The 15818-nt window shown below is 66.1% G+C and carries 14 protein-coding genes; 5 read left to right on the forward strand and 9 right to left on the reverse strand.

The features are described from left to right. The first annotated feature begins 92 nt into the window (after positions 1-92). Positions 93-1295, forward strand: coding sequence for a CaiB/BaiF CoA-transferase family protein (locus tag FIV02_RS16830; protein WP_152489255.1), 1203 nt, complete (start codon positions 93-95; stop codon positions 1293-1295). A 378-nt stretch (positions 1296-1673) separates the two neighbouring features. Then, the gene (locus FIV02_RS16835; RefSeq protein WP_152489256.1) at positions 1674-2609 is read left to right on the forward strand and encodes a hydroxymethylglutaryl-CoA lyase; all 936 of its coding nucleotides are present in this window, start codon (positions 1674-1676) and stop codon (positions 2607-2609) included. Between the two features lie 90 nt (positions 2610-2699). Here the strand turns inward: FIV02_RS16835 and FIV02_RS16840 are convergent, their stop codons facing one another. The 6 genes from FIV02_RS16840 to FIV02_RS16865 form a co-directional block, all read right to left on the reverse strand. Further along, positions 2700-3695 carry a TRAP transporter substrate-binding protein gene (locus FIV02_RS16840; protein ID WP_134677224.1) on the reverse strand — a complete coding sequence of 332 codons (996 nt, stop codon included), beginning with the start codon at positions 3693-3695 and terminating at the stop codon, positions 2700-2702. A 126-nt stretch (positions 3696-3821) separates the two neighbouring features. Then, complete coding sequence (locus FIV02_RS16845) at positions 3822-4649, reverse strand: CoA ester lyase (RefSeq protein ID WP_152489257.1); 828 nt, start codon at positions 4647-4649, stop codon at positions 3822-3824. A gap of 100 nt (positions 4650-4749) precedes the next feature. Next, positions 4750-5952: a CaiB/BaiF CoA-transferase family protein gene (locus FIV02_RS16850; protein ID WP_152489258.1), complete on the reverse strand. Its 1203-nt coding sequence runs from the start codon at positions 5950-5952 to the stop codon at positions 4750-4752. Between the two features lie 66 nt (positions 5953-6018). After that, complete coding sequence (locus FIV02_RS16855; protein ID WP_152489259.1) at positions 6019-7371, reverse strand: MmgE/PrpD family protein; 1353 nt, start codon at positions 7369-7371, stop codon at positions 6019-6021. A 10-nt stretch (positions 7372-7381) separates the two neighbouring features. Beyond that, on the reverse strand, positions 7382-8545 hold the full coding sequence (locus FIV02_RS16860; RefSeq protein WP_037056365.1) for an acyl-CoA dehydrogenase family protein: 1164 nt from the start codon (positions 8543-8545) through the stop codon (positions 7382-7384). A gap of 74 nt (positions 8546-8619) precedes the next feature. After that, positions 8620-9447 carry a MaoC family dehydratase N-terminal domain-containing protein gene (locus tag FIV02_RS16865; RefSeq protein WP_037056367.1) on the reverse strand — a complete coding sequence of 276 codons (828 nt, stop codon included), beginning with the start codon at positions 9445-9447 and terminating at the stop codon, positions 8620-8622. Between the two features lie 186 nt (positions 9448-9633). Between FIV02_RS16865 and FIV02_RS16870 the strand changes: the two genes are divergently transcribed. Further along, on the forward strand, positions 9634-10539 hold the full coding sequence (locus tag FIV02_RS16870) for a LysR substrate-binding domain-containing protein (RefSeq protein WP_152489260.1): 906 nt from the start codon (positions 9634-9636) through the stop codon (positions 10537-10539). Positions 10540-10627: 88 nt separating this feature from the next. Here FIV02_RS16870 and FIV02_RS16875 read toward each other — a convergent pair whose 3' ends face one another. Then, positions 10628-11350 (reverse strand): DsbA family protein, encoded by a 723-nt coding sequence (locus tag FIV02_RS16875; protein ID WP_152489261.1) that lies wholly within the window; start codon positions 11348-11350, stop codon positions 10628-10630. A 67-nt stretch (positions 11351-11417) separates the two neighbouring features. Further along, positions 11418-12116: a DJ-1/PfpI family protein gene (locus tag FIV02_RS16880; RefSeq protein WP_152489262.1), complete on the reverse strand. Its 699-nt coding sequence runs from the start codon at positions 12114-12116 to the stop codon at positions 11418-11420. Between the two features lie 113 nt (positions 12117-12229). Between FIV02_RS16880 and FIV02_RS16885 the strand changes: the two genes are divergently transcribed. Together FIV02_RS16885 and FIV02_RS16890 are read left to right on the forward strand one after the other, a co-directional pair. Next, positions 12230-13159 (forward strand): LysR family transcriptional regulator, encoded by a 930-nt coding sequence (locus FIV02_RS16885; protein WP_172979171.1) that lies wholly within the window; start codon positions 12230-12232, stop codon positions 13157-13159. A 298-nt stretch (positions 13160-13457) separates the two neighbouring features. Further along, positions 13458-14012 (forward strand): nucleoside deaminase, encoded by a 555-nt coding sequence (locus tag FIV02_RS16890; RefSeq protein WP_152489264.1) that lies wholly within the window; start codon positions 13458-13460, stop codon positions 14010-14012. Between the two features lie 7 nt (positions 14013-14019). On the opposite strand, the gene FIV02_RS16895 is transcribed toward FIV02_RS16890, so the two are convergent. Next, complete coding sequence (locus FIV02_RS16895) at positions 14020-15573, reverse strand: sigma-54-dependent phenylalanine hydroxylase transcriptional regulator PhhR (RefSeq protein WP_037056373.1); 1554 nt, start codon at positions 15571-15573, stop codon at positions 14020-14022. Positions 15574-15818: the final 245 nt, after the last annotated feature.

Consider the following 15818-nt stretch of genomic DNA (forward strand, 5'->3'; position numbering starts at 1 on the left):
AAGCCTAGCTTGGCCATTGAGCAATTGTCCGAGTCGCCTCACTGCGCCATTCTGCGCACCACAAGAAACGCACAGGCAAATCAGGTGCAGCCATGACTCAAAGCAACAACGGCAACATGGCCCTGCAGGGGCTCAAGGTGATCGAGATGGGCCAGCTCATCGCCGGTCCCTTCGCCAGCAAGCTGCTCGGCGAATTCGGCGCCGACGTGATCAAGATCGAGCCGCCAGGCATCGGTGACCCGCTGCGCAAGTGGCGCAAGATCAAGGATGGCACCTCGCTCTGGTGGCACGTGCAGTCGCGCAACAAGCGCTCGCTGACGCTGAACCTGAAGGAAGCCGAGGCACAGGACATCGTCCGCCAACTGGTGAGTGAAGCCGATGTGCTGGTGGAGAACTTCCGCCCCGGCACGCTGGAAGGCTGGGGCCTGGGCTACGACGAACTGAAGGCCATCAACCCGAAACTGATCATGCTGCGCATTTCCGGCTACGGGCAGACCGGGCCCTACCGCGACCTGCCCGGCTTCGGCGTGATCGGCGAGGCCATGGGCGGCCTGCGCCACCTTTCCGGCTATCCCGGCCAGGCGCCCGTGCGCGTCGGCATCAGCATCGGCGATTCGCTGTCCTCGCTGTACGGCGTGATCGGCGTGCTGCTGGCCCTGCAGGAGCGTGCGCGCAGCGGCCAGGGCCAGGAGATCGACGTGGCGCTGTACGAATCGGTGTTCGCCATGATGGAAAGCCTGATCCCCGAATACGACGCCTTCGGCTACATCCGCGAGCCGGCCGGCAGCGCCCTGCCCGGCATCACGCCGTCCAACTCCTACCCGTGCAACGACGGCAGCTACGTGCTGATCGCCGGCAACGGCGACAGCATCTACAAGCGCCTGATGAGCCTGATCGGCCGCGACGACCTGGGCAACGACCCGCGCCTGGCGCAGAACGATGGGCGCAGCCAGCACGCCGAACTGATCGACAACGCCATCGCCGAATGGACCGCCCGGCGTGGCCGTGACGAAGTGATCGAAGCGCTCAAGGGGGCCCGCGTACCGGCCGGCTACCCCTACACCGCCGCCGACATCGTGCAGGACCCGCACTACCTGGCGCGGCAGATGATCGAGCAGGTGCAGACCAGCGTCGGCCCGCTGCGGGTGCCGGGGGTGCTGCCCAAGCTCAGCCGCACGCCAGGGCGCATCGGCAATGGTGGCCCACAGCTGGGCGAGCACACCGATGACGTCCTCGCCGGCCTCGGCCTCAGCGAGACCCAGGTCGCCGGCCTGCGCGAACGCGGGATCATCTGAGCACCCAAAAGCCGCGATCACGGCCCCCGTAGGGTGGACAACGCGAAGCTTGTCCACACAAACCCACGCCAACACCGGACACCGCAGTGGTGGATGGAAAAAGCGCCATCCACCCTACGCAGGCGCGGCTCATCGCAATGACGAAGCCCCGTAGGGTGGACAACGCGAAGCTTGTCCAGCAAAACCACGACACCGCCGGGTACCGCAGCGGTGGATGGAAAAAGCGCCATCCACCCTACGCAGGCGCGGCTCATTGCAATGACGAAGCCCCGTAGGGTGGACAAGAAGCTTGTCCACCAGAACCACGACACCGCCGGTCAGCGCCGCAATGGATGGAAAGCGCGCCTCCCAGCCAGCCAATACCGCAAGGATCTACCCATGAGCAAACGCCTCTACATCCAGGACGTCGCCACCCGTGACGGCTTCCAGATCGAAGCCTCCTTCGTCCCGACCGAAGACAAGATCGCCCTGATCGACCGCCTCTCCCACACCGGCCTGGCCAAGGTCGAAGTCACCTCCTTCACCTCGCCCAAGGCCATTCCCAACCTGCGCGACGCCGAAGAAGTGATGCGCGGCATCCAGCGCGTGGCCGGTGTCGAATACACCGTGCTGGTGCCCAACGTGAAGGGCTGCGAACGCGCGCTGTCGTGCGCGGTGGACGAGATCAACCTGGTCATGTCGGCCAGTGACACCCACGGCCTGGCCAACCTGCGCATGACGCCGGAACAATCGCTGCAACAGTTCGCCGAGATCATCGAAGTCACCCGTGGCAGCGGCGTGTTCATCAACGCCTCGCTGTCGACCACCTTCGGTTGCCCGTTCGAAGGCGAGGTGGCGGAGAGCCGCGTACAGACGCTGATCCAGCGCCTGCTGGACATCGGCGTACAGGGCGTGACCCTGTGCGACACCACCGGCATGGCCGACCCGGCGCAGGTCGAGCGCATCTGCCGCGCGGCACTGCAACGCTGGCCCGAGGCCGTGTTCACCGCGCACTTCCACAACACCCGAGGCATGGGCCTGGCCAACGCACTGGCAGCGCTGAACGCCGGCATCGACCGCTTCGACGCCTCGCTCGGCGGCCTCGGCGGCTGCCCTTACGCACCGGGCGCCAGCGGCAACATCTGCACCGAGGACCTGGTGCACATGTTCCAGCGTATGGGCCTGGACACCGGCGTGAACCTCGACGCACTGCTCGAAGCCGCCGCCACCCTGCCCGACCTGATCGGCCACGACGTACCCGGCGCCATCCTCAAGGCAGGCAAGTCGGACCGCCGCTATCCCAAGCCGAAGTGGATGCAGGAAGCCGGGCGCTGAATAATGTGCCAGGGGCTTTAGCCGCGACCGTCTGCTCCAACACGAAAACGCCCGGTGCAAGCACCGGGCGTTTTCATGTGCAGCGCAGCATCAACCCTGGTTGGATTTCTCCGCCGCCTCGATCAGCTCGGCACCGATTTCCTTCTCGAACTTTTTCCACACCGGGCGCATCGCTTCACGCCATTCGGCGCGCTGCTGCGGGGTCAGCTCGATGATCTCGGTGGTGCCGGCCTTGGCGATGTCCTGCTTGGCACTCTGGTTGAGCGCATCGGCCTGCTTGTTCACCTCGACGGACACTTCGGCCATGACCTTCTCCAGCTCGCTGCGCACATCGGCCGGCAGCCCTTTCCAGAACTGGGTGTTGGTGATCACCATGTAGTCGATCAGGCCGTGATCGGACTCGGTCATGTACTTCTGCACCTCGTGCACCTTCTGGCTGTAGTAGTTCGACCAGGTGTTCTCGGTGCCGTTGACCACGCCGGTCTGCAGGCCCTGGTAGACCTCGGCGAAGCTCATCTTGCGCGGGTTGGCGCGCACGGCCTTGAACTGCTCTTCCAGTACGGCGGAAGCCTGCACGCGGAACTTCAGGCCACGGGCGTCGGCCGGGTCACGCAGCGGCTTGTTGGCGGACATCACCTTCAGGCCGTTGTGCCAGTAGGCCAGGCCGGTGATGTTCTTGCTCTCCATGGAGGTCAGCAGCGCACGCCCCTGCGGGCTGGCCTGGAAGCGGTCCACCGCCGCCATGTCATCGAACAGGAACGGCAGGTCGAACAGCTGCACCGGCTTGGCGTACTGCTCGAACTTGGCCAGCGACGGCGCCAGCATCTGCACGTCGCCGAGCAGCAGCGCCTCCATTTCCTTGCCATCGCCGAACAGCGAGGAGTTGGGGTAGACCTCTACCTTCACCCGCCCAGGCAGACGCTCCTCGGCCAGTTTCTTGAACAGCAGCGCACCCTGTCCCTTGGGCGTGTTGTCCGCCACCACGTGGGCGAACTTGATGATGATGGGCTCCTCGGCAGCCTGGACCAGGCCGGCACAGGAAAGGATCGCGGCACAGGCGAGTGCCTTGGCGGTGAATCTGAACATGACGTTACCTCGTTGTTGTTGTTTGCTTGGTACGTGGAAAGAGCCGGCTGCCTCGGGGCAACCGTGCGGTTACATCACTGGAAAACCTCAGGTTCCTCTCAGGGGCAGAGCAACACGGCAAGCCTGTCAGTCGCAGGCCTCCCCTGCACGTTGCAGCAGGAGCCGGGCGCGGCCGAGCACGGGGGCGTCGACCATCTGCCCGTCGACCACGAACACCCCTGCACCACTGCTGGCAGCGGCCATCACCCGCCGCGCCCAGGCCAGCTCCTCGTCGGCCGGGCACAGCGCGCGGTGAACGATCTCGACCTGGGTGGGGTGGATGCACAGCAGTCCGTCGAAGCCCATGTCGCGTGCATCACGCGCCGTGCGGGCGAGCCCTTCACGGTCTTCGATGGCCGGGAAGACGCTGTCCAGCGGCGCGCCCAGACCGGCCACGCGCGACTGCAGGAGCAAGGCGTAGCGGGCCTGGTCGAGGATGCGTTCGGCGGCGGCAGAACCGCTGCTCAGGCCCAGGTCCAGGCCCAGGTCGAGCGCGCCGAAGGACAGGCGCTCGACACCGTCGGCATGGGCGATTTCCGCCAGCGCCAGCAGCCCCGCCGCGCTCTCGATGATCGGCCAGACCGGTTTGGCACAGGCCGCGACACGTGAGACATGGGCGGCAGACTCCACCTTGGGCAGCAGCACGCCGACCACCCCGGCATGCCGGGCGCACAGAGCGATGTCGGCCGCATGCCCGGCATGCTCGGGGGCATTGATGCGCACCAGCAGGCGCGCCTCGGGGTTGGCGCTGAGGAAGGCATCGAGATTGGCCCGGGCCTCGACCTTCAGGCTCTCCTGCACGGCGTCTTCCAGGTCGACGATCACGGCATCGGCGCCGACGGCGAGTGCCTTGGGGATACGCTCGGGACGGCTGGCCGGCACGAACAGGGCGCTGCGGATGATTGGCGTGTTCATGCTCGCACCTCTGTGCGGTTGGCAGGCGTGTGCTGGACGCAACGTGCGTCGGCCACCCTGCGCAATGAATGGCGGCACTCGGCCGGGAAGCGCTTGTCGGTCATACGGCCCCCTGCTGGTGCAGGCGCTGGATATCGCCGGCGGCATAGCCCAGCTCGGCGAGCAGCGCGTCGGTGTGCTGGCCCAGCGCGGGGATGGCGTCCATGCGTGGCTCGAAGGCGCTGTTGCGCCCCGGCGGCAGCAGGGCCGGCAGGCTGCCGCTGGGGCTGTCGACCTGACGCCAGCGCTGCCGCGCCTGCAGTTGCGGATGGGCCCAGACACCGGCCATGTCGTTGACCTGGGCGTTGGCGATCTGCGCCTGCTCCAGGCGCTCGATCACCTGCGCCGCAGTCATGCGTGCAAAGGCCTCGAGGATGATCGCGCGCAGCTCGCTGCGGTTGGCCGAGCGCCGCGAGTTGGCGCTGAAGCGCTCGTCGCCGGCCAGCGCGGGCTGCTCCAGTACCTTGTCGCAGAACGCCGCCCATTCGCGCTCGTTCTGCAGGCCGAGCATCACCGTGCCGCCATCGCCGGCCGGGAACGGGCCATAGGGGTAGATGGTCGAGTGCGCTGCGCCCGCGCGTGGCGGCGGCGTGGCCCCCTCGTAGGCGTAGTACAGCGGATAGCCCATCCACTCCACGAGGCTCTCCAGCATCGACACGTCGACGCGGCTGCCGACGCCGGTGCGGCCACGCAGCATCAGTGCCGAGAGCACGCCGGTGTAGGCATACATGCCGGCCGCGATGTCGGCGATGGAGCAACCGGCCTTGGCCATCTCCTCCTCGCCCGGCCCGCCGGTGACGGAGAGAAAGCCGCCCTCGCTCTGGATCAGCAGGTCGTAGGCCTTTTTCTGCTCATAGGGGCCGCCCTCGCCGTAGCCGGAAATATCGCAGACGATCAGCCTGGGGAAGCGCTCGTGCAGGGCCTCGAACGACAGGCCCATGCGCGCGGCGGCGCCGGGCGCGAGGTTCTGAACCAGCACGTCGGCCTTGGCCAGCAGGCTGTCGAGCACCTGAGAGGCATCGCCCTGCTTGAGGTCGAGGGTCAGGCTCTCCTTGGAGCGGTTGGTCCAGACGAAGTGCGAGGCCAGGCCGCTGACGCGCTCGTCGTAGCCACGGGCGAAATCGCCACTGCCCGGACGCTCCACCTTGATCACACGCGCGCCGAGGTCGGCGAGCTGGCGGGTACAGAACGGCGCGGCAATGGCATGTTCCAGGCTGACCACGGTGATGCCATCCAGTGGCCGGGGTTGTTGTGCGTTGTTCATGTGCGGTTCCCTAATCCGTAGGGTGGATCGCGCCTCACCGATCCACCGGAAATTCGAAGTGAGCCGTCAGGCCAGGTTGCTCAGGTCAGCGCTGTCGCGCAGGCCCCAGACCCGCTCGATCAGCACGTCGGCCTCATCGCCACTGCGCTTGCCGGCGAAGGCCAGCAGGCGGCGGAACTTGTCTTCCAGCTCGGCGCGGCTGAGGGTGTTGCCGGGGTCGCCCTTGGGCTCGTCGATGGCGCTGAACAGCGTGCGGCCATCGCAGGTGAGCACTTCGACGCGGCCCAGCCAGCGCTGCGGATAGGCGATGTCCACCTCGGGGTCCAGGCGCATCTGCACCTTGTCGCGAAACGCCGCCACGGCCGGGTCCTGCAGCGCCAGCTCGGCGAACTCGGTGAGCTGCGCCTTGCCATGCACGGCGATCAGGCCCAGCACGGTGCCCATGGAGAACTTGGCCTGGTGCACGCTCTGCGGCACCTTCACGCGGCCGAGCACGTCGATCGCGCCCTGGTGCACGCGGGCCGTCACCCGCTGGATGTCCTCGTGACGCAGGCGTTCGCGCTGCATCAGCGCCAGCAGGGCATCGGCAGCCGGATGGGTATGCCGGCAGGAGGCGTGGAACTTGAACGAGGTCTCCACCAGCGCCCAGCGCCGCCCGAGGCGATCGGACAGCTTGCGCGGGTCGGCATCGCGGGACATTCCCGCCGCCATGCCCTGCTCGCCTTCGAGGATGTTCTGCGCGCCGGTCAAACCCTGCTCGGTGAGGTAGGCGGCGAGCAGGCCATCGGCCGCTGCCTTGGCCGTGTGCAGCTGCTTGGAATCGGCAGCGTCGCGCAGGAACTCCCAGAGACCGGCGGCCTGGGTGCCGGCGTTGCCCAGCAGATGGATGAACTGCTGCTGGTCGAAATCCAGCAGCTTGCCCACGGCCACGGCGGCCGCCAGGGTGCCGACGGTGGCCGTGGTGTGGAAGATGCGGTAATGCGAACGGCCGAGGAACTCGCCAATGCGGATGCCCGCCTCGTAGCCGGCCACCGAGGCCAGCAGCAGTTCGCGGCCGGACTTGCCGAGGTCCTGCGCCGCCGCCAGCGCGGCCGGGAAGACCACAGTAGCCGGATGCAGTACCGAGCTGTTGTGCAGGTCGTCCTGCTCCACCAGGTGCGAGGACGCGGCATTCACCAGGGCAGCGAAGTACGCCGAGGTACCCCGGCCGTTGACCAGGATGCGCGCCGGGCCGTTGGCCGGGCCCATCTTCTGCGCGTAGGCCTCGAACAGCGGAATCGGTCGTGCGCCTTCGCTGGCCAGGGCCGAGCCCAGCCAGTCGAGCAGCAGGTCCTCGGTGCGCTCCAGCACATGTTCGGGCAGGTCGTCGTAACGCAGCTCGGCGAGGAAGGCGGCGAGCTTCTGGGTGTCCGTGCTCATGGTCGGTTCCTCAGAAACTGCGTGGCAGCTCGAGCAGGTGCTCGGCCACATAGGACATGATCAGGTTGGTGGAGATCGGCGCCACCTGGTACAGACGGGTCTCGCGGAACTTGCGCTCGACGTCGTATTCGTTGGCGAAGCCGAAACCGCCGTGGGTCTGCAGGCAGGCGTTGGCCGCCGCCCAGGACGCTTCCGCCGCCAGGTACTTGGCCATGTTGGCGCTGGCCCCGGCGTTCTCGCCACGGTCGTACTGCTCGCAGGCGCGCCAGCGCATCAGGTCGGCCGCCTCCACTTCGATGTGTGCCTTGGCGATGGGGAACTGCACGCCCTGGTTCTGGCCGATGGGGCGACCGAACACCACGCGGTCGCGGGCATACTGGCTGGCCTTCTCGATGAACCAGCGGCCATCGCCGATGCACTCGGCGGCGATCAGCGTACGCTCGGCATTGAGGCCGTCGAGGATGTAGCGAAAACCCTTGCCCTCCTCGCCGATCAGGCTGCTGGCGGGAATCTCCAGGTTGTCGAAGAACAGCTCGTTGGTCTCGTGGTTGACCATGTTGGCGATCGGCTGCACGGTCAGGCCGTTGCCGATGGCTTCGCGCAGGTCGACCAGGAAGATCGACATGCCTTCGGACTTGCGCTGCACCTCGGCCAGCGGCGTGGTGCGCGCCAGCAGGATCATCAGGTCGGAGTGCTGGATGCGCGAGATCCACACCTTCTGCCCGTTGATCACGTACGTGTCGCCCTTGCGCACGGCGGTGGTCTTGATCTTGGTGGTGTCGGTGCCGGTGGTCGGCTCGGTCACGCCCATCGACTGCAGGCGCAGCTCGCCACTGGCCAGCTTCGGCAGGTAGTAGCGCTTCTGCTCGTCACTGCCGTTACGCAGCAGGGTGAACATGTTGTACATCTGCCCGTGGATGGTCCCGGAGTTGCCGCCGCAGCGGTTGACCTCCTCGAGGATCACCGACGCCTCGGCCAGGCCCAGGCCCGAGCCGCCGTACTCTTCCGGGATCATCGCCGACAGCCAGCCGGCCTCGGTCATGGCGCTGACGAAGGCTTCCGGGAAGCCCTTCTCCTCATCGATCTTGCGCCAGTATTCGGCGGGAAACTCCGCACACAGGGCGCGCACGCCTTCGCGGATGGCATTGAGTTCTTCGTTGTTGCTGGCGTTCATCACAGTTCCTCAGTGAGCCGTAGCCCGGATGCAATCCGGGGCGATTTCCCGGATTGCATCCGGGCTACGAACAATCAGTCGAATTGCACCTCGGCGCGCTGCGCCAGGCCGGCCTCGTTGCCCGCCCACAGTTCGGCATGGCCGACCTCGCTGATACGCCCGCCGACTTCGAACGGCTGCGGTGCGATCAGCGGACGCAGGCCGCGGTAGGCGATGCGGCGCAGACGCGCCTGCGGGTTGGCGCGGCAGAAGGCGCGCAGGCTCAGCGTGGCGATCAGAGGGCCGTGCACGACCAGGCCGCTGTAGCCTTCGGTTTCAGTGACATAGGGCCAGTCGTAGTGGATGCGATGGCCGTTGAAGGTCACCGCGCTGTAGCGAAACAGCAGCGTGCTGCTCGGCGTCACCGCCTCGCGCCAGTCCCCGGCGACCAGTGGCTCACCGCTGCTGGCCTTGGGTGGGCTGGGCTCGCGGTAGACGATGTCCTGCTCTTCGCGGATGGCCAGCTGGCCGTCCTGCAGGTAGTCGTGCTGCACGGTGACGAACAGCAGCGCGCCGGTGCGGCCGTGCTTTTCCTCGATGTGCGTGATGGTCGACACACGACTGGCCTCGCCGCCGACACGCAGCGCCTGGAAGAACTCGATGCGGCCACCGGCCCACATGCGGTTGCGGTCGTCGGCCGGCGGCAGGAAGCCACCGCGCGCCGGATGACCATCCGTACCCAGGCCGTTCTCGGCCACGGGCTCCTGGAAGAACGCCCAGTGCCAGAGAGGGGGAAGTGCCTCGCCGTGGGCAGGCGTGGCGTCGCCCAGGGTGGCGGCGATGCGCTTGACCAGATTACGGCTGATCTGGTCGTGGACTTCTTCGCTACGACCAATCCAGGCAGAGAAAGCAGAGTCGCTCATGGTGCAGGGTTCCGGCTCGTTCTTGTGTGGAGCAGAGCATGCAACCCGGCCTGCGTTCAGAGAATCTCCATTTATTTAATCCAGCGTTCGGATATGCTTAACGCCTTCACCACGCAGGGGCGACTTCTAGCCGCGATCCCCGGCCGATCGCTCCCAGTGGACCTTTGCGCCGTCACCGAGGCCACCATGCATTTCGACCTAGCCGACCTGCGCCTGTTCATCCATATCGCCGAGTCGCCCAGCCTGACCCAGGGCGCGCGCCGGGCCTTTCTCTCGCCGGCGGCGGCCAGCGCACGGATCAAGGCCCTGGAGGGCCAGCTCGGCAGCCGCCTGCTGTACCGCGACAGCCGTGGCGTTGAGCTGACCCCGGCAGGCCAGCGCCTGCTGCAGCATGCGCGGCTGATCATGCGCCAGGTGGACTACCTGAAAAGCGAGTTCACCGAATACGGCACCGACGCCGCCGGGCACATCCGCATCTTCGCCAACACCACGGCGGTCACCGAATTCCTCCCCGAGGTGCTGGCCGGCTTCCTCGCCGAGCGCCCGGGGGTCACGGTCGATCTGCAGGAGCGCCTGAGCCGCGACATCGTGCGCGGCGTGCTGGATGGCGCCGCCGACCTCGGCATCATCGCCGGCCCGGTGCAGGCAACGGGCTTGCAGGTGCTGCACTTCAGCACCGACCGCCTGGTACTGGCGGTGCCCCTGGGCCATGCCCTGGCGCAACGGCAGTCGGTCAGTTTCAGCGACACCCTCGCCTATCAGCACATCGGCCTGCACGAGGGCAGCACCTTGCAGAGTTTCCTGCGCGAACAGGTGGAGAAACTCGGCGGCATGCTCGCCCTGCGCATCCAGGTGTCGAGCTTCGAGGCCATCTGCCGGATGATCGAGGGCGGCGTGGGTATCGGCATCATTCCCGAGTCCGCCGCACGTCGGCACAGCCGCACCATGCAACTGGCCGTCCTGCAACTGGACGAGGACTGGGCGGTACGCGAGCGCAGCATGCTGGTGCGCGAGCTGGATGCGCTGCCGGGCAGCGTCCGTGCGCTGATCGAGAGACTGGCGGGCGCTACTCCACTGGCACGGACGCGTTAGCCTGAACTGACAGCGAGCCGCAAGCCTGTTCATGCCCAGGTGTGCGAGCTAGCGCCCTGGTTCGCATCGCGGCCCGCTCACCGCCGTGCTAGCTGCGAAACACGTCCTCGACCTTGACGATCAGGGATGCTGCGCGGGCGAAACCGGTTGCCAGTTGAACAAAACCGCTATCGGTTCTGGCCAGCAGCGTCGGAAACGCCCGCACCTGCAAACTGTGGCTCAGCTCGAAATCGCCACGCGTCCATTGGCGAGCGCTGTCACCCTCATACAATTCGGTGAAGCGCGCGAAGTCCAGCCCCGCGCCCTCGATGATGCTTTCATAGAAGCCCAGCTGGGTCGGATCAGCGTTGGCGACATAGAACTTGCGCTGAATTGCCGAGAATATGGCGTACAGCTTGCGCGAAGAGGCCCCCGCGAGCATGTGTCTGGCCGTCACGACAGCACGGCAGGCGGGTTCGGTATCGTAGGAAAAGTGTGCGCGCTCGAGGATGTCAAAGGAAAAGGGCTGCCCGGTCGCCTCGCCGATCTCCTCCCAGTGCTGGCGCAGGAACGCCTTGAACTCCGAATTCCATGGATCCCCCCCGCCCGGCCGGAGCCCGCCGAGGACAATGGAGAAAGACAATCCCCGTAGCTCGCAATGGTCATGCAGCTCTCGCAGTGCCGGTTCGATACCCCAGCACCAGGAGCACATGGGATCACCGATATAGATGATCTGCGTGTCGGTCAGGGGTGCCTCGTCGGTCGCCGCAGCGTCGTCCAGGGCGGACGGGAAGCAGATTCCGGATTTGTCGTCGCACGATAGGGTTTTCATGATGGCTCGCGGTCGCTCTCAAGGGTTCTCAAGTGAATGCACGGGTGGCCAGCGGTGAGCGGGACGGTCAATCGGGCAAGAAGACCATCTCGAAGCTGTCCTGAGCGGCAGCGGCCAGTTCGACAGGCGTGTCCATGATCGGGCCGTCTGCCTGAAGCAGTGCACCACCGAGCAACCCGAGCGAATCCCAGTTCGCGGCAAGCCCCCTGGCGCTATCGCTGCCGAAGAATTGCGCCACCAGGGCGACGGTGCTCATATGAGCCGTGCCGCCGCCAGCAGACGTGAAGATCCTGTTCTCTGCGTCCACGTGCCAGGCAAGGCGGGGGGAAAGCACGTCAGCGCCAAGCGTCGGCAGGCGGCGTGCCAGGGCGACAGAACAGGTGATCGTCTTGCCGTCGAGAATGCCGGAACGGAACAGAACACCCACGCCGGAGCAGTTGGATGCCACCCAGCGGCCCTCGGCGTGGTGCTTGCGAACCAGCTCCAGAATCTCGGGGTTGCTGGAAGCGGCACCACAGCCCAGGCCTCCAGGCACATAGAGCACATCGAAGCGGTCGTCGGCCTCGAGCACTCGATTGGTTTTGATTTCCGTGCCCATGTGCGTCGCTACCGGGCCCGGCTCGAAGCCGCCAATCGACACGTCCAGGTGCCGACCTTCATGTGCGAAGCCCCAGGCCAGTGCCTGGAACAACTCCCAGGGCACCAGCAGATCCTGCTCGCTGACGTTCGGAAAGGTGAGGAAGTGAATGGATGTGATATCACTCATGATTGCTGACTCCTGCTTGGCTGGGCGGTTCCAGGCACCCTGGACAGGAGGCAATGTAGCCGTCCACTATTCGCCCTCATAGACACGAAAAATGGATGCGGGCGTCCCGAAAAATGAACACCCTGCCTTACTCGCTCGACGATCTCTATTGGTTTGCCCTGATCGCGGACGCTGGCAGCCTGTCGCGCGCCTCGCGTCAGTACGATGTCGCCAAGTCGACGCTCTCGCGCCGACTGGCGCGGCTCGAGGAGATGACGGGGTTGGCACTCGTCCAACGCAACTCGGCGGCCTTCAGCCTGACCGACGCTGGACAGCAACTCCTGGAAGAGGCCTGGCCACTGGTCCGCCGGATGGAAATGCTTTCCACCGAGCTCATCGGCCGTGAGGCGGAACCGCGCGGCCTGGTCCGGCTCTCCGCCTCGGGCGCCTTCGGCAAGCTCGTCGTCCTGCCAATCGTGCTGGAGTTCATGTGCCGTTACCCACGGGTCGATGTCGAGATGGAGATCACGGATCAGCGGGCCGATGTCGTCGCCAATGCGATCGACATTGCAGTGCGGATCGGTGCGATGACCGACTCGGATCTCTTCGCGCGCAAGGTGGCGACTGTGTGCCGCATCCTCTGTGCCAGCGCCGGCTATGCACAGGCGCGGGGCTTACCGGCGCACCCGGACGAGATGGAGCACTACGACTTTCTCGTCCAGTCACGCAGCGCTGCAGAGCTCGAGCTGCGCTGCAACGGCAGGACACGGACACTCACCACACCCAGGCGACTCACCCTCTCGCCCTCGGACCAGTTGCTCGCACCAGTACGGGCCGGACTGGGGATCGCCCATCTGGGTGAAATTCAATGCGCCCAGCACCTGGCGACCGGCGAACTCGTGCGTGTCCTGCCGGAATGGGAGATTCCTGAATTCGATGTCTACCTGGTCAGCCCAAACAGACGCTATCGCCCACCAGCCGTACGGATGCTCATGGACGAACTGGCTCAGCGCATCCCTACGGCCATCTCCAGTCTGATAGAGACCGATCAGCACGGCGCCTGAAAGGCTCACAGCCGGATGCCCCGGCACCAGGTCATCCAGCGAACTCCGCCCTGGCTGCGTCTGGCGCCTCTTCCTGAGCCCGAAAAAAAAAGGGCGACCATCAGGTCGCCCGCCCATTCAAGGCATTCCTGAAAAGGAATGCGGAAACGCTTGCACCCAAATCACGCAGGATGATCGGTACGGGCCCAGTGTCGCCCTCACCCGCCCGCCTGCCTATTGCACCATGGTCGTATGCAGGCGAACTCGTGGACGCGAGCCATACTGTTGGCAATCCGTAGTGGTGGATGAGGACACCTTCATGAGCCCCGAGCATCTCGCCCTCCTGCAACAGGCGCCGGCCAGCAACAACACCGAGGACATCTGGGGCCGGATGTGTTGCGAGCAGGCCCTGCTGGCGCTGGAGGAAGGTTGCTACGCCGTCGGCGCGGTGCTGGTCAACGAGCGCCAGGAGCTGCTGTGCAGCGGCCGCAACCAGGTGTTCGCCAACGGCTTCGACAGCGCCGCCCATGCCGAGATGAAGGTCATCGACCAGCTCGAACGCCTGCACCCCGAGGTCGACCGCGACGGCCTGACCCTCTACGTCAGCCTGGAACCCTGCCTGATGTGCTACGGCCGCATCCTGCTCGCCGGCATACCGCGCGTGCGCTACCTGGCGCGTGACCAGGACGGTGGCTTCGCCGTGGGCCACGGCCAGCTGCCGCCCGTCTGGGAAAGCCTGGCCTCACGCCTGTCAGTGGCCCAGGCCGAGGTCGCGCCCTACTGGCCCGAGCTGTCCGAACTGGCGATTCATCGCCTGCAGAACCGCCAGGCGCTGCGCCAGCGGGTGGCCCGGGCCTGGCGCGGCCAGCCATGAGCACTGCCTAGTCCTTGCCCAGGCCATGCTGACGCAGCTTGTTGGCGATGGTGGTGTGGGACACCCCGAGGCGCTTGCCCAGTTGCCGACTGCTCGGGTGATCGCGGAACAGACGCTCCAGCACCGCCTTCTCGAAGCGACCGAGAATGTCCTCGAGGCTGCCGTCCACCGAGAACTCGCCCAGCGGCTGCGGCGCGCCATAGTCCGGCAGGCGGATGTGCTCGGCCTTCACCGTGCCACCGTCGCACAGCGATACCGCCTGGAACAGCACGTTCTCCAGCTGCCGCACGTTGCCCGGCCAGTGGTAGTGCGCCATGCGTTCGAGGGCCGGCGGCGCCAGCCTGGGCAGCGCGCAACCGATCTGCCGGCTGGCCGAGTCGAGGAAGTGCTCCACCAGCGGCGCCAGGCCATCGAGGCATTCGCGCAGCGGCGGGATGTGCAGGCTGAGCACGTTGAGGCGGTGGTAGAGGTCCTGGCGAAACTCACCACGCGCGCACAGCTCGGAGAGATCGACCTGAGTGGCGCAGATCACCCGCACATCCAGGTACACCTCCTCGTCGCTGCCGACCCGGCGGAAACAGCCATCCTGGAGAAAGCGCAGCAACTTGGCCTGCAAGCGCGGGCTCATCTCGCCGACACCATCGAGAAACAGCGTACCGCCGGCCGTCAGTTCCAGCAGACCGAGCTTGCCTTCCGGCCGCGCCCCCTCGAAGGCGCCGGGGCCATAACCGAACAGCTCGGTCTCGGCCATGGATTCGGGCAGGCCGGCGCAGTTGAGGGCCATGAACGGCGACTGGCCGCGCGGGCTGGCCAGGTGGCAGGCGCGCGCCAGCAGTTCCTTGCCGGTGCCGGTCTCGCCCTCGATCAGCAGCGGCGCATCCAGTGGCGCCATGCGCCGCGCCTCCTTGACCACCGCCGCCATCACCTTCGAGCTCTGGAAGATCGAGTCGAACCCGCGCAGCTCCTGCTTGCGCACGTGGTAGATGCGCTCGCCGACGCGATCGGCGCGGTGCAGGGTCAGCACGGCGCCGGCCAGCGCCTCGCTGTCGTCGTGTTCGTTCTGCAGCGGCGCGATGTCGGCGAGAAACACATCCCCCCTGATCTTCACGCGCAGGCCGTTGATCCGCGTCTTGTTGGCGCGCACCAGCTCGGGCAGGTCGAAGTCCTCGGCGTAACGCGACAGCGCCATGCCGGGCACCTCGTCCACCCGCACGCCGAGCAACTGCGCGGCACTGCGGTTGGCGGCGACGATGCTGCCGCCCATATCGATCGACAGCACCGGAAAATCCAGAGCGCCGAGCAGTGCGTTGAGTTCCAGATGGCGCCGCTCGCTGGGCATCAGGCCGACGCGCTTGACGCCGAACACGCCGGGAATCGCCTCGAACTTGGGGCGCAGCGACTGGAATTGCAGGTTGATCAGGTTCGGGCAGTGCAGGTAGATGGCGTTGCCCTGCTCGCCGCCGACTTCACCACGGGCGACGTTGATGCCGTAGTCGACCAGCAGGTTGAGGATGTCACGCAGGATGCCGACACGGTTCTGGCAATGGACCTTGATACGCATGGCGCAGGCTCTTGTGGGTCTTGTTATGGGCCGTCACGCCTGGAAATTCGCCGCGACGGCATATTTTCCCGTCAAGAATATGTGACAGTTTCGCGTGACAGCAAGCTGAAAGCCGGCCACCCCACCAAAGTCGTAATCAAAACTTTACGATTTAACCCCCTGTCCGCACATATCCCGCCTGGACTGCCCCCTGTTCGGCGGAGCGATCGCAGGCATGCTCTGGTCAAGACAAGAACAACAGCCCC

It is taken from the genome of Pseudomonas sp. THAF187a, from assembly GCF_009363395.1.
Lineage (GTDB): Bacteria > Pseudomonadota > Gammaproteobacteria > Pseudomonadales > Pseudomonadaceae > Aquipseudomonas > Aquipseudomonas khazarica.

Bases quoted from the DNA above. Each gene is read 5' to 3' on its own strand.
- FIV02_RS16860 (WP_037056365.1), bottom strand. From the start codon at position 8,545: ATGAACGCCAGCAACAACGAAGAACTCAATGCCATCCGCGAAGGCGTG.
- FIV02_RS16870 (WP_152489260.1), top strand. From the start codon at position 9,634: ATGCATTTCGACCTAGCCGACCTGCGCCTGTTCATCCATATCGCCGAG.
- FIV02_RS16895 (WP_037056373.1), bottom strand. From the start codon at position 15,573: ATGCGTATCAAGGTCCATTGCCAGAACCGTGTCGGCATCCTGCGTGAC.
- FIV02_RS16855 (WP_152489259.1), bottom strand. From the start codon at position 7,371: ATGAGCACGGACACCCAGAAGCTCGCCGCCTTCCTCGCCGAGCTGCGT.
- FIV02_RS16850 (WP_152489258.1), bottom strand. From the start codon at position 5,952: ATGAACAACGCACAACAACCCCGGCCACTGGATGGCATCACCGTGGTC.
- FIV02_RS16865 (WP_037056367.1), bottom strand. From the start codon at position 9,447: ATGAGCGACTCTGCTTTCTCTGCCTGGATTGGTCGTAGCGAAGAAGTC.
- FIV02_RS16875 (WP_152489261.1), bottom strand. From the start codon at position 11,350: ATGAAAACCCTATCGTGCGACGACAAATCCGGAATCTGCTTCCCGTCC.
- FIV02_RS16885 (WP_172979171.1), top strand. From the start codon at position 12,230: ATGAACACCCTGCCTTACTCGCTCGACGATCTCTATTGGTTTGCCCTG.
- FIV02_RS16830 (WP_152489255.1), top strand. From the start codon at position 93: ATGACTCAAAGCAACAACGGCAACATGGCCCTGCAGGGGCTCAAGGTG.
- FIV02_RS16890 (WP_152489264.1), top strand. From the start codon at position 13,458: ATGAGCCCCGAGCATCTCGCCCTCCTGCAACAGGCGCCGGCCAGCAAC.
- FIV02_RS16840 (WP_134677224.1), bottom strand. From the start codon at position 3,695: ATGTTCAGATTCACCGCCAAGGCACTCGCCTGTGCCGCGATCCTTTCC.
- FIV02_RS16880 (WP_152489262.1), bottom strand. From the start codon at position 12,116: ATGAGTGATATCACATCCATTCACTTCCTCACCTTTCCGAACGTCAGC.
- FIV02_RS16845 (WP_152489257.1), bottom strand. From the start codon at position 4,649: ATGAACACGCCAATCATCCGCAGCGCCCTGTTCGTGCCGGCCAGCCGT.
- FIV02_RS16835 (WP_152489256.1), top strand. From the start codon at position 1,674: ATGAGCAAACGCCTCTACATCCAGGACGTCGCCACCCGTGACGGCTTC.